At 72.8% G+C, this 12,528-nt stretch carries 11 protein-coding genes and 1 pseudogene; 8 read left to right on the top strand and 4 right to left on the bottom strand.

Annotated elements, in window-relative coordinates; genetic code table 11:
• Positions 1-25 precede the first annotated feature (25 nt).
• Positions 26-811: an SDR family oxidoreductase gene (locus AB5J73_RS02955; protein WP_370967861.1), complete on the top strand. Its 786-nt coding sequence runs from the start codon at positions 26-28 to the stop codon at positions 809-811.
• 2 nt (positions 812-813) lie between these two features.
• Entirely contained in the window at positions 814-1,779 is a 966-nt protein-coding gene (locus tag AB5J73_RS02960) for an aldo/keto reductase (RefSeq protein ID WP_370967863.1), read from the top strand.
• A 39-nt stretch (positions 1,780-1,818) separates the two neighbouring features.
• Here AB5J73_RS02960 and AB5J73_RS02965 read toward each other — a convergent pair whose 3' ends face one another.
• On the bottom strand, positions 1,819-4,311 hold the full coding sequence (locus AB5J73_RS02965) for a CHAT domain-containing protein (protein WP_370972893.1): 2,493 nt from the start codon (positions 4,309-4,311) through the stop codon (positions 1,819-1,821).
• Between the two features lie 207 nt (positions 4,312-4,518).
• Positions 4,519-4,695: a hypothetical protein gene (locus tag AB5J73_RS02970; RefSeq protein WP_370967865.1), complete on the bottom strand. Its 177-nt coding sequence runs from the start codon at positions 4,693-4,695 to the stop codon at positions 4,519-4,521.
• 259 nt (positions 4,696-4,954) lie between these two features.
• Here AB5J73_RS02970 and AB5J73_RS02975 point away from each other — a divergent pair, with 259 nt between their 5' ends.
• The 4 genes and pseudogenes from AB5J73_RS02975 (at position 4,955) to AB5J73_RS02990 (ending at position 8,320) form a co-directional block, all read left to right on the top strand.
• Complete coding sequence (locus AB5J73_RS02975) at positions 4,955-5,314, top strand: VOC family protein (RefSeq protein ID WP_370967867.1); 360 nt, start codon at positions 4,955-4,957, stop codon at positions 5,312-5,314.
• A 75-nt stretch (positions 5,315-5,389) separates the two neighbouring features.
• Entirely contained in the window at positions 5,390-7,060 is a 1,671-nt protein-coding gene (locus tag AB5J73_RS02980; RefSeq protein WP_370967869.1) for a hypothetical protein, read from the top strand.
• Positions 7,061-7,075: 15 nt separating this feature from the next.
• Positions 7,076-7,459 (top strand): annotated as a pseudogene (locus tag AB5J73_RS02985) (NUDIX domain-containing protein); the annotation flags it as partial.
• A gap of 36 nt (positions 7,460-7,495) precedes the next feature.
• The gene (locus AB5J73_RS02990) at positions 7,496-8,320 is read left to right on the top strand and encodes a DUF72 domain-containing protein (RefSeq protein ID WP_370972896.1); all 825 of its coding nucleotides are present in this window, start codon (positions 7,496-7,498) and stop codon (positions 8,318-8,320) included.
• Positions 8,321-8,368: 48 nt separating this feature from the next.
• On the opposite strand, the gene AB5J73_RS02995 is transcribed toward AB5J73_RS02990, so the two are convergent.
• Together AB5J73_RS02995 and AB5J73_RS03000 are read right to left on the bottom strand one after the other, a co-directional pair.
• Complete coding sequence (locus AB5J73_RS02995) at positions 8,369-8,896, bottom strand: hypothetical protein (RefSeq protein WP_370967871.1); 528 nt, start codon at positions 8,894-8,896, stop codon at positions 8,369-8,371.
• A gap of 152 nt (positions 8,897-9,048) precedes the next feature.
• Complete coding sequence (locus tag AB5J73_RS03000; protein WP_370967873.1) at positions 9,049-10,239, bottom strand: MFS transporter; 1,191 nt, start codon at positions 10,237-10,239, stop codon at positions 9,049-9,051.
• A 99-nt stretch (positions 10,240-10,338) separates the two neighbouring features.
• Here AB5J73_RS03000 and AB5J73_RS03005 point away from each other — a divergent pair, with 99 nt between their 5' ends.
• Positions 10,339-11,409 carry a DUF5937 family protein gene (locus tag AB5J73_RS03005; protein ID WP_370967875.1) on the top strand — a complete coding sequence of 357 codons (1,071 nt, stop codon included), beginning with the start codon at positions 10,339-10,341 and terminating at the stop codon, positions 11,407-11,409.
• Positions 11,410-11,473: 64 nt separating this feature from the next.
• Positions 11,474-12,337, top strand: a complete 864-nt coding sequence (locus AB5J73_RS03010) for an aminoglycoside phosphotransferase family protein (protein ID WP_370967877.1) — start codon at positions 11,474-11,476, stop codon at positions 12,335-12,337.
• Positions 12,338-12,528 lie beyond the last annotated feature (191 nt).

The following is a 12,528-nucleotide window of genomic DNA, read 5'->3' on the forward strand; positions in this document are numbered from 1 at the left end:
CGACTTTGAAATACCTGGAGCCCGCGTGGAACTGACTGGACGGGTCGTCGCGCTGACCGGCGCGGCACACGGGATCGGGGCCGCCATGGCCCGCCGCTTCGCCGCCGAGGGGGCGGCGGGCGTGGTGGTGTCCGACGTCGACGAGACCGGCGCGGCCCGGGTGGCGGCCGAGATCACCGCCGCGGGCGGCCGGGCCGTCGCGGTGGCCGCCGACGCGACGTCCAAAAAGGACCTGAAGGCGCTGGTCGCTACCGCGCGAACCGAGTTCGGGCCGGTGGACCTGTTCTGCGCCAACGCCGGCGCGGCGTTCGGCACCGGCGTCCACGCGTCCGACGAGCAGTGGCAGAAGTCCTGGGAGCTCAACGTGCTGCAGCACGTCCACGCCGCCCAGGCCGTGCTGCCGGCGATGCTCGCGCGCGGCGAAGGGTACCTGCTGCTCACCGCGTCGGCCGCCGGGCTGCTCGGCACCCCGGGCGACGCGCCGTACTCGGTCACCAAGCACGCGGCCGTCGGCCTCGCCGAGTGGCTCGCGATCACCTACCGGCCCCGCGGGGTCCGGGTCAGCGCGCTGTGCCCGCTCGGCGTCCGGACGGCGCTGCTCGAACCCGGGATCGCCGCCGGCCACCCGGCCGCGCTGGCCATCGCGGCGGCGGCGCCGCTGCTCGAACCCGAGGACGTCGCCGAGGCGGTCGTGCACGGGCTCGGCAAGGAGGAGTTCCTGATCCTGCCGCACGAATCCGTGCGGGAATCGTTCGCGCGCAAGGCGGGCGCGGTCGACGCGTGGATCGACGAGATGGCCGTGGGAGGCTGAAAGTGGAGTACCGCAGGCTCGGCGCGAGCGGGCTCGCCGTCAGCGAGATCGCGTACGGCAACTGGCTGACGCACGGCGGACCCGGCTGCGTCGCCGCGGCGCTGGACGCCGGCGTCACGACGTTCCACACCGCCGCGGCGTGGGACGGCGGCGCGGCCGAAGAGGCCTACGGCGCAGTGTTTTCCGGCCTGGACCGCGACGAACTGGTTCTGTGCACCGGGGTGTTCTGGCCGGAGGGCCCGGGCCCGAACGCCGCCGGGCTGAGCCGCAAGCACGTGATCGCGTCCTGCGAGGGCTCGCTGCGGCGGCTGCGCACCGACCACGTCGACGTCTACCAGCTGCTGCGCTTCGACTACCGGACGCCGGTCGCGGAGACGTTCCTGACGTTGTCGGACCTGGTGCGGCAGGGGAAGATCCGGTACGTCGGCACGTCGGAGTGGACGGCCGAGCAGCTGCTGCAGGCCCACGAAGCCGCGCAGCGGTACGACGTCCCGCTGATCGCCAACCAGCCGCACTACTCGATGCTGTGGCGGGTGGCGGAGGCGCAGGTCATGCCGGTCGGCGACCGGATCGGCGTCGGGCAGTTCGCCTCGGTGCCGCTCGCGCAGGGCGTGCTGACCGGCAAGTACCGCGACGGGCGGATCCCGGCGGGCTCCCGCGCGGCCGGGCCGGCGTACGCGCGGCCGTTGCTGATGCCGGAACTGCTGGAGCGCGTGGAACTGCTGCGCGGCGTCGCTGACGACGCCGGCCTGACGATGGCGCAGCTCGCGCTGGCGTGGACGCTGCAGCACGAAACGGTCGCCGCGACGGTGACCGGGGCGAGCACGCCCGAGCAGGTCACGGAGAACGCGAAGGCCGCCGGCGTCCGGCTCGACCTCGACGTCCTGACCCGGATCGACCACCTGCTCGGCAGCTTCGTCCAGACCGACCCGCGGCTGGTGTGGTCCCCGCCCGCGCAGCCGCGCTGAAGGGGACTTTCCTCGCATCACATCGCAGGAAAGTCCCCTTCAGCCCGCGCCGAGGCAGACGAACGGGCGGCGGAACGGGTCCACGGCGATCGCGTCGGCCAGCGCCAGCGCCGGGCTCTCGCGCTCGGCCAGCGCCCGGTAGTAGTCGTCCATCGCGGCCGCCGAGGCCAGGTCGCCGACGCGGGACAGCGGCGCGATCACCGTCCGCGAGCCGCTGGCCAGCAGCGCGCTGGCGAAGCCGAGGGCTTCGTCGCCGGGCCGGATCCGGTTCAGCGCCAGCTCGCACGCGGCGAAGACGACCTGCCGCGGCGGCTGCCGCAACCCGGCCATCTCGTGCCCGAAGAGGGCACCGTCGGCGAGTTCGAGCCGGGAGAAGAGCGCGTTCTCCGGCTCGTGCGCCCCGTGCGCGGCGAAGTGCGCGAGCTTCGCGCCGTCCATCGCGCGCAGCACGGACTTCACGGTGGCCTTGGCGCCGGTCATGGTCGTCGCGGTGCGGTAGTGCGTGGTCAGCTTCTCGAGCTCACCGCGCGCCCCGGCCAGCCCGGGCCCGCGGACGAGCACGATCCGCCGCGCCCGGGTCAGCTTGGTGAGCTCGGCGGCGAGCCAGGCGGTCGCCGAGGGCGCGACGACGGTCGGCCGTCCCCGCAGCCCCGGCAGCACGCCCCACGGCACGGCGTAGAGCGGCCCGGTCGGGACGATCACCAGGTCCCGCTCGCCGAACAGCTCGGCGAGGGGCTGGATGAGCTGCGCGTCGAGCTTGTCGGCCTGCTTGCGCGCGGACGCCATGACGACCTCGGCCAGCCGCTCGGGCAGGTTGTCCGGCGCGAGCGCGTCGAGGTCGACGTTGAGCACCCGCGCGGACTCCGCGGCGGCCCCGGCCGACCCGAGCCGCACGAGCCGGCACTCGCCCCCGGCCACGACGACGGCGACCAGCTCGTCCCCGGAGGCGGCGAAGCTGATCATTGCTCGTTCCCCGAGCCGCGCGACGACTTCGGGCAACCCGGCCACCGGCCGCGGCCGCCCCCACCGCCCGGTGTGCCAGCCGAGCCGCTGGGCCTCGCGAAGCCGTTCGTTGTACTTGGCCCGCAGCCCGGCGATCGGGTGCCCGTCGTGCTGGGCCTCCTGGATGGCCTGCCCGAGCCCGCGCACCTCGGCCACGCTCGCGGCCAGCTCGGGATCGGTGCCGGCCGAGAGCGGCTCGTACCGGTAGGTCTGCGCGCGCGTGCGTTCGAGCCAGACGAACAGCCGCCGCGCGTCGTTGCGTTCGAGCACGAGCTTCACGGCGAGGTCGGCCAGCTCCTGGCCGTGGAGCGCGGTCCCGGACACGAGGTCGAGCCCGCCCATCCGGTCGCGCACGGCGTCGAGCTCGGTGAGCCCGGACCGGATTTCGGTGAGCGCTTTCGCCTGCCGCCCCTGCGCGACGGCGAGCTCGGCCCGGCAGAGGCGGCGCAGCATCCGGTAGTCGATCGGGGTGAGCTGCCCGGGCCGCGGCACCGTCCGCAGGGTCTCGACGGCCCGCCGGAGGTTCCCCCGCCGGATGTCCAGCCGCACGGCGAGCATCCGCGCGGTGGCGGCCTGCTCGGTCAGCAGCGGCGCGGGCATCTTCGCCGCGATCCGCAGGGCGCGGGTCGGCAGCGCGGCCGGGATCGCCCCGGAACGCAGCGTTTCCCGCACGTCGGCCTGCAGCCCGATCAAGGTCGCGTTGGCGACGCAGGTGCGGCAGCCGACCTTGAGCATCCCGCGCCGGGCCGACGCGGCCATGCCCCGCGCCAGCACGAGCTCGTCGTTCATGAGGGCGGCGGACGCGCGGTGCAGCTCGGCGTTCGCGCGCTTGCGGGTGACGTTGTGCTGCTCGTTCATCATCGCGAGGGCGTCGTCGAGGTGGCCGCCGGCCTCGTCCGCCAGCCCGGCCGCCATCAGCGCCTGCGCCTGCTCGAGCCGGAGCTGGAGCGGGACTTCGAGGCCGAGGGCCTGGTAGGTGCGCTCCCCGATCTGGTACAGCCGCAGAGCCTCGGGCAGGTCGCCGGTGCGGTGCGCGAGCACGCCGAGGCTGCGGCGCACGTCGGCCGCTTCCACCCGCAGCTCGTGCTTCTCGGCGAGCTCGAGCGCCCGGGTCAGGTCGCCATGCGCCTCGCGGACGTTGCCGAGCTTCGCGTGCGACCAGCCGCGCGCCGAGAGCGTCTGCACGAACGCGCCCATGCGGGCCGCGGGGTTCGTGCCGTGCGCCAGCCGGTACTCGTGGTGTTCGAGCGACTCTTCGAAGTACCCGATGCTGTCTTCGTTCCGGCCCACGGTCATGAGCTTCATGGCGTAGTTGTGGTTCAGCGACGCGCTGAGCTCGGCCTTGAGCACGGGATCGGTGACCGCGTCGATCAGCAGGCGCACGTCGTCGAGGCCGGCCAGCCCCGCGGGGACGTCCCCGGTGATCTCCGTGGAGATGGCGGCCAGGGTGCTGGCCAGGCGGATGCGCGTCACCAGCCAGTCCGTGCGGTGGGCCGGCGCCACGGGGTGGATCGAGTCGAGCAGGTTCATCCCTTGGCGAAGCTGCCGGACCCCGTCGTGGTAGCGCCCCAGGCAAGAAGCGGCGGAGGCCGCCTTCTGCAGCGTGCGCACCCGCTCGAGCACATCGGTGGGTTGGGGGTTCGTCACAGGCACACTCCTATGACAGCACAGCCGAGGGCAGAAGGAAGCCCGCCTACCGGCGAAAGATCGGCAGACGGGCGACCACCTTCGGATGATTCAGTTCACGCGCTGGTAGCAGGGGTCGCCGCAGTTGGGCGAAACCACCGGCGTTTCGGGCTTGTGCCCGACGTGCACCCAGCCGTGCTCGTCGGGCTCCGGGTGCGGAACCACCGGGCCGGCCTGCTCGATCGGCTCCGGCGTCTCTTCCGGCTTCGTGTCCGTGGGCGTCGACATGGTCGATCTCCTCTCCCCTGGGGATCTGCATGGGGACGCTGACCGTGACGGTGAGTCCCCCGTCGCGGGGCCCTCTCCCCGCGAACGGCCCAATAGTTCCACAACGGAGCAATGATCGGGAGAGTTTTCGCTACGGAAAGTCAGCCCCAAAGCTCTGATCAGGCTAGACGCCCCCCACGGAACGTCCTAAAGGGTGAAGTCTGTAACGACGTCCACTGCGGACGTGCATCGAAGGGAGATCCGCGGGTACCACCCGATCATGAAACTGACCTCCACCGTGCTCGGCGCGCCGGAGCCCCGCGCGCTCGCCGGGTTCTACTCGAAACTGCTCGGCTGGCCGATCCGCACCGACGAGCCGGAGTGGGTGACGCTGCGCCCGGACGACGGCGGCGCGGGTCTCTCGTTCCAGCTCGAAACCGGCCACGTCCCGCCCACCTGGCCGCCCGCCGACGGCGCCCAGCAGATGCAGCTGCACCTCGACATCGAAGTCGACGACCTCGCGGCGGCGACGGCCGCCGCGGTCGCCGCCGGCGCCGTCGTCGCGGACTTCCAGCCGCAGGACGACGTGCGCGTCTGCTTCGACCCCGCCGGGCACCCGTTCTGCCTCTGGACGAGGTGACGCCCCGCGTTCGACCGGTCACAGGATCCGCTATGTTCGGCTGAGGCCTGGTCGCGGCGAACGGAGTTGAGTCCTGTGGGGGTGCACCGGATCTGGCACCACGGCCTGGTCCCCACCGAAGGAAAACGCCCCCTGGACGCCTTGCGCAGCAGGCTGATCACCCGCCAGCGGCAGCACGACGACTACACCGTCACCGATCTCGGCTCCTCCGACGACGGCGGATCGCGCCGGTGCGACCTCGAATTCGCTTACGGCGACGGCGAAGGCCGCTACTCCGTTCAGGTATTCCTGTCCCTCTGCTACCGCGCCGGCGAGGACCGGGTGACGTGGCTGCTGGCCGCGGCGTGCACGCGGCCGTGGCGCAGCTGCCACGTCGCGCCGGCGCACCGGATCGGCCTGGAAGAGCTGGGCGCCAGCGGCCACGACGAAATCCCGATCGAAACCCCGGTGCTGGCCATGCGCGGCTGGTCCCGCGAGGAGTGCGACCACCTCGCCGACCTGCTGGGCGAGGCGCTGGTGGCCCCGTGGCGGACGTCGGCGGTGCTGGTGCTCGCCGAGCCGCCGACGGTACCCGTCTCGGGCTGGCCGGGGCTGGTCAACGTCTTCGACGTCGACGACCGCTTCCGCCGCACGCTCAACCGGAACCTCCCCCTCGGCTGCGCGGTGCCGCCGGGCGCGCGGCTGTACACGCCGCCGTGCGACCAGCTCCCGGATTTCGTCGAAACCGCCAGCCCGGTGTCCGGCGAAGCGCTCGAAGGCGCGATCACGCAGCTCATCCAGGCGCGCGGCCGAACGCCGCTGCCCGAAGAGTGGGCCGAGGTGGCGAGCGTGCGGGCCTGGTACGCGGCCGATCCGTTCGTCGCGCCGGAACGGGAACCGGACGCCGAACTGACCGGGAAGCTCGGCCGCGCCGAGCGCGAGCTGGCCGAGGCGCGCCGGGTGATCACGATCCTGCGGAAGAAGGCGAAGGCCCACGCCGAAGAGCGCGATCGCCACGCGTGCGAGGTGAAGGCCCTGCGCGGCCGGCTCGAGGACGTCTCCGCGACCGACGTCGCGTGCCTGCGCAAGCAGCTCGCGCAGCTGCAGGAGGAGGTGGACGACTACGCGCGCGCGTTCGAGGAGACCGAAGCCGAGCGCGACGAGCTCCGGCGCGTCAACGGGTTGCTGGCGGGCCGCCTCGCCCGCCACCACGACGCGGACGACGAAGTGGCCGCCGCCGGCCGCCCGCCGGAGGAGTTCCCCAGCTTCGCCGAGCTGATCGCCACCGCGACGGCGTCGCTGAAGCACCTCGCGATCACCGCCGACCCGGCACCGGCAGCGATCCTCGACCACCACCCGAAAGCCGCCGCCTGGCGCCGCAAGGCGTGGGACGCGCTCCGGACGCTCGACGCGTACGCGAGCGCGCGCACGTCGTCGCTCGGCGCGGGCCAGGACCCGGGCCCCGGCTTGTCGGACGTGCTCGCGTTCGCCCGCACGGGCCAGCCGGGTTCGCTGATCAGCGCCAACATCATCGCGCTGGCCGAGTCGGACACGGTGACCACGAACGAGCGGCTCCGCCAGGCCAGGACGTTCCGCGTCGACCCCCGCACCAACCCGGCGGGCCGCGACTACTTCGGCGCCCACATCGCCTTGGAGCGCTTCAAAGCGCCGGCCCCGCGCCTGCACTTCCTCGACGACACGGACCGGACGGGCACGGTGTACGTCGGCTACCTGGGCGCCCACCTGCCGACGTCGAAGACCAACTGAGCGAGAATCGCCCGCATGACGGAGAAACACCTGGCGTACTGCTGGATCACGCGCGGCGAGCGAGTGCTGTTCCTCCGCCGCGCGGCCGGCGTGTTCCGCGCGGGCCAGTGGGAGCTGCCGGGCGGAACGGCCGAGCCGGGCGAGCCCTTCGAGACGACGGCGGTCCGCGAAGCGGCCGAGGAAACCGGCTTGAGCGTTCGCGTCACGGGCGAGCTGGGGCGCGACGAGTGGCCGGACATCGCGGGCCGCGACCTCCAGATCCACGCTGTGGTCTACGCGGTCGAGGAAACCGGCACGGGCGAGGTCGTCCTCAACCCGGCGGAGCACGACGACTTCGCTTGGCTGACGCGGGCGGAAGCGCGGGAACTGCCGTTACCGGAACACTTCCGCCGGCTGCTGTCGCCTGGCTCTCCCCGTCTCCACGTCGGCTGTGCGATGTGGACCCACAAGGCGTGGCCGGGCCGGTTCCTGCCGCCGTCGCTGCCGCCCAAGGAGCGTCTGCACGCCTACGCCGGCTGGTGCAACGCGGTCGAAGGCAACACGACGTTCTACGCCACCCCCGCCCGCTCGACGGTGGAAACCTGGGCGGAGCAAACCGGTCCGGCCTTCCGGTTCGTGGTCAAGGTGCCCAAGATCGTCACGCACGAGCGCCGGTTCCACGGCGTCGAGACCGAGATGCGCACGTTCCTGGACGCGATCGAGCCCCTCGGCGACCGCGCGGTCCTGTGGACCCAGCTGCCCGGCTCGTTCGGTCCGTCCGATGTCGACGCCTTGGCCCGCTTCCTGCGCCGTCTCCCGGCCGGCCGCCGCCGCGCGGTGGAGGTCCGCCACCCGGAGTTCTTCACCGACCCCGCGTCGACCGCGCTGCTGGAGGGAACCCTGGCCGGCGTGGACGCCGAGTGGGTGCCGTTCGACACCACGGTCTTCTTCCAGAGCCCGCCGATCAGCGCCGCCGAGCAGGAGGCGTGGGCGAAGAAACCCAGGCTGCCCCGCCGATCGACGGCGTTGACCGACCAGCCGATCATCCGCTACCTGGGCCGTGATTCGATCGAGGAGACGGTCTCGGGTTGGCGGCCATGGGTGGAGGCGGCCGCCGGCTGGCTGCGAGAGGGCCGTACGCCGACAGTTTTCGTGCACACACCGGACAACAACGACGCCCCGGCGTTGGCCCGCCGCTTCCACGACGAGGTGCGGGCGCTGGTGCCGAGCCTCGAGGCTTTGCCGGAGCCGGCCCCGATCGAGCCGGCAACGCTGTTCTGAGCGGGGCCGGCTCGATCGGCGTAGCGTGTACCGATCAGCGACGGTCGCCTAGCTGAGCACGAACGAGCTGGCTCGATCCGACCAGTTCGTCGCCACGCACTTGGTCAGATCGGTGCATCGGTCGATGAACACCGACGAGGCACCGGTCAGGGTGAACCCGTCGTAGAGCTTGATGTCGCATTTGCTCGGGTTGCTGGTGTAGGTGCTGACCGAGGTGAACGTGTTGTTCATGTTGATGCCGTTGTTGTACGAGTAGATGCTCAGGTCGTACAGCTCGTAATCGTTGTTGCTGTACGAGGCGGTGCACACGTGATCGCCGGACAGGATGTTGTACCCGCCGCCCTGGTTGTAGTTGACCCAGTTGTACATCGCCACCAGGTCGTAGTCGGCGGCGGCCGATCGGTGTGCCTGCAGCTTCGACATCGAGTCGAAGCAGACCGTGGTGTGCCTGCTCAGGCTGGTGTTGCAGAAACTTCCGGTACCGGTGCTGCCGGCCGTGGCGGCGTTCGCCGCGGCCGGTTGGGCCAGGACGGCCACGGCGATCATCGACAGGGCAGCGAGAAACCTGCGTTTCATGATCTCTTCCTCCCTCAGGACCCGGCGTCGGACCGACGCCCGGGAACGCCGGCGAGTGGCGTCCGCGAGGCCCACGCGCGGACCTTCGACCCGGTTTAGCCGGCGCGGAAAGACCCAACGGCTCGGTCACCTCGACGGCCGTGGCCGGTCCGTCACCGGTCACGTTCCTTCTCCGCGGCCACGGCCGACGCGGACAGCAGCGTCGCGGCGGCGAGGCCGCCCCACAGGGTTGCCGGGCCGCGGGTGGCGAGGGCGGTGATGACCGCCGGGGAGACGGCGAGGCCGAAGCCCGTCGAGAGCTGGAAGCGGGCGAGGGCGCGGCCCAGGACGTGGGCCGGTGCGAGGGCGGTGACGAGCGCGGTGGCGCTGCCCGCGTAGCCGATCTCGCCGATCGTGCAGACCACGGACACCGCGGCGACGGCCGGGGCGCCCCAGCCGTCGGACAGGGAAGAGGCCGCGAGGAACGCGAGGTAGGACGCGGTCAGCACGACGCCGCCGAGCACCAGCACGGTCCGGCGGGGGAAGCGGGACAGCAGCACGGTGATCGGCACCTGCAGGGTGACCACCAGCACCGTGTTGGCCACGAAGACGGCCGCCGCCCACACCGGGGACGCGTGCAGCTGGGTCACCAGGACCAGCGGGACCGCGATTTCGGGGACGTTGAGGCAGAAGGCGTAGACCACGTTGGCGGTCAGGAGCGCGCGCATCCGCGGGGCGGGCCCGTCGGCCGTGACCGCAACGTCGACCGGCCGCGCGCGGAGGCGGACCGACCACGCCAAGGCCGCCGCGGCGAGGTAGGCGAGCCCGGTCGCGGCCGCCATCGCCCGCACCGCGGTGGTGCCGCCGGCCAGGCACGCGGTGGCGAGGAGCGCCCCCACGCCCAGGCCGGCGTTGCGCAGCGCGCGGCCGCCCGCGAGCGCGGCGTCGCGTTCCCGCCCGTGGGCGACCGTGGCCACGAGCGCCGCGTGGGCGACCGGCCACGCCTGGTTGCCGATGCCGAGGAAGAGCGCCGCCGCCGCGAACGGCCCGGCGTGCCCGGGCGGCGCGGCCAGCAGCAGCGCCACGCCCACCACTCGCACCAGCATCGACGCCGCCACGACCGTGCTGCGCGCGCCGCCGTCCAGCCACCGGCCCACCACGGGCACGCACCCCAGGCCCACGACGATGCCCGCCGTCATGGCGATGCCGGTGACCGGCGCGGACAGCCCGAGCACCGTCACGCCGTAGAGCAGCAGAAAGGGCCGCAGCAGGCCGGTGCCGAGCGCGTCCACGACCACGGCGGCGGCGTAGCGGGAACCGCCGGAAGCCCGGACGAGGGCGCGCGGGTGGATCTTGGTCGTCATGACGTCCACGGTGCGGCCGCCCGCCGGTCTGGCCGCGTCGATTGACGAACACCGTCAACCGGCGCCGCGGCCGGCGATCGGGCCGGTGAGAATGCGGGGATGACGTTGAGGATCACGCTCGGCGGCCCGCCGTCCGAGCGGCTGCGGTTCGCCGCTTCGCCGCTGGCCGAGCTGACCGCGATGCTGCACGCGCTGGCCGAGCCCGCGCACCACCCGCAGTTCGCCGGCTGGGCCGCGGACGTCTGGACCGGGTTGCGGCCGGAACTGGCCGACCGGCTCAGGGAAGCGGAGTTCCTCTGGCGTTCGTCGCGGGCCGACTTCCTGGTCCCGGCCGTCCCGCGCCCCACCCTCGCCGAGGAGCTGGACGACGTGGACCGGCTCGACGACGAAACCTACGTGACGGCGGCGCTCATCACGACGTGCGGCAACAACCGCGTCCACTTCGGCGCGCCGTCCCCGTTGTCCGACGCGACGGCGCGCGAGCGGGCCCTGGACCTCGCCCAAGCCCGCGGCGCGCGCCAGGAGGCGTTCGCGGAACGCCTGCTCGCGGACCCGGCGGCCGTGCGAACGCGGGTGCGCCGCACTCTCGAACTGTGCGCGGAAGCCTTCTTCGACGCCGCTTGGACCGGCATCGCCGCGCAGCTCGCCGGGGACCTGCGCCTGAAGAACGACCTGCTCCGCCGCAACGGCATCCAGGCGGCCCTCGCGTCCGTCTCCGGTTCGGTCACCCTGTCTCCCGACGGCGGCTGCATCGTCGTGGACAAGCTGCAGGACAACACGACGGCCGGTAACGGAGTCGTCTTGATCCCCAGTGTCTTCGGGCACCCGCACCTGATCGCGATCCACGCTCCCGGCCGGGAGCCGGTGGTGCAGTACCCGATCGCCCCGCCGGATCCGGTCCCGCTGGAGACGGTCACCCGCCGGCTGGCGGCCCTGGCCCACCCGGTGCGGCTGCGCCTGCTGCGCACCCTCGCCCGCGGCCCGCACACGACCGGCGAGCTGGCCCTCGCCTGGGGACTCTCGGCTCCGGAGGTTTCCCGCCACCTCGCCGTCCTGCGCCGCGCGGGCCTCCTCACGCCCCGGCGGCAGGGCCGGTACGTCCGCTACTCGGTCAACGTGCCCGAGCTGACGGCGCTGGGGACCGACCTGCTGGCGGCCGTACTGCGATAACCGGTTGAGCGAACCGATCGGTCGCTGACAGGCTGCCGTCAGCCGTCACCCGCGGGAGCCGTCCTTGACCGTCGAAACACCCCCGCCGATCGACGCCGCGCTGACGAGGCGGCTGGTCGACACGCAGTTCCCGCAGTGGGCCGGGCTGCCCCTGCGGCGGCTCGACCCGGCCGGCTCGGACCACGTGATCCACCGGCTGGGCGAAGAACTCTCCGTTCGCCTCCCCCGCCATTCCGGCGCGATCGAGCAGGCGGAGAAGGAAGCCGAGTGGCTGCCCCGGCTCGCCCCGCACCTGCCTCTCCCCGTCCCCGTCCCGGTGGCGGTGGGCGCACCCGGCTGCGGCTACCCGTGGCCGTGGGCGGTGTCGCGCTGGCTGGACGGCGAGCCGGCGACCGTCGAAGCCCTTTCGGACTCGCACGAAGCCGCTCGCGCACTGGCGGGGTTCCTGACCGCGCTCCACGGGTTCGACGCCGAACCGGCCGAGGACCTCACGCGCCGGCCACTGGCCGCCCGGGACCGGGCGACGCGGTCCGCCATCGCGGAAACCGGGGACACCTTCGGCACCACGGCGATGACCGAGCTGTGGGCCGCGGCCCTCGCCCACCGCGACCCGCCCCGGGTGTGGTGCCACGGCGACTTCCACACCGGCAACCTGCTGACGACCAACGGCCGCCTCAGCGCCGTCATCGACTTCGGCGAACTCGGCGTGGGCGACCCGGCGTGCGACCTGATCATCGCGTTCACCCTCATGTCGGCGGAGACGCGAGCCACGTTCCGCGCCGCGCTCGGAGTGGACGACGCCACCTGGACTCGCGGTCGAGGCTGGGCGTTGGCCACCGGGTTGAACGCGTACACCACCTACGCCGCGGTGAATCCCCACGTCGCGGCGCAGACCACCCGCCAGATCACCCAGGCCCTCGCCGGCTGAACGGTCCCGGTTAGGCGCCTGATCAACTCTTGGCCACCAGCGTGACAACCGTGATCACGAAACTCACGACACCGAGCACTTCGGCGAGAAGCGTGAGGCCGTCCTTGCCGACTTTGATGGACGGCACCCGCGCACCTCCCCGACGGAGGAGCAACGCCAGGTTGTCCGAGCCGCCGCCGTCTCACCCGTGA

The organism is Amycolatopsis sp. cg9 (genome assembly GCF_041346945.1).
In the GTDB taxonomy this organism is placed as follows: Bacteria; Actinomycetota; Actinomycetes; order Mycobacteriales; family Pseudonocardiaceae; genus Amycolatopsis.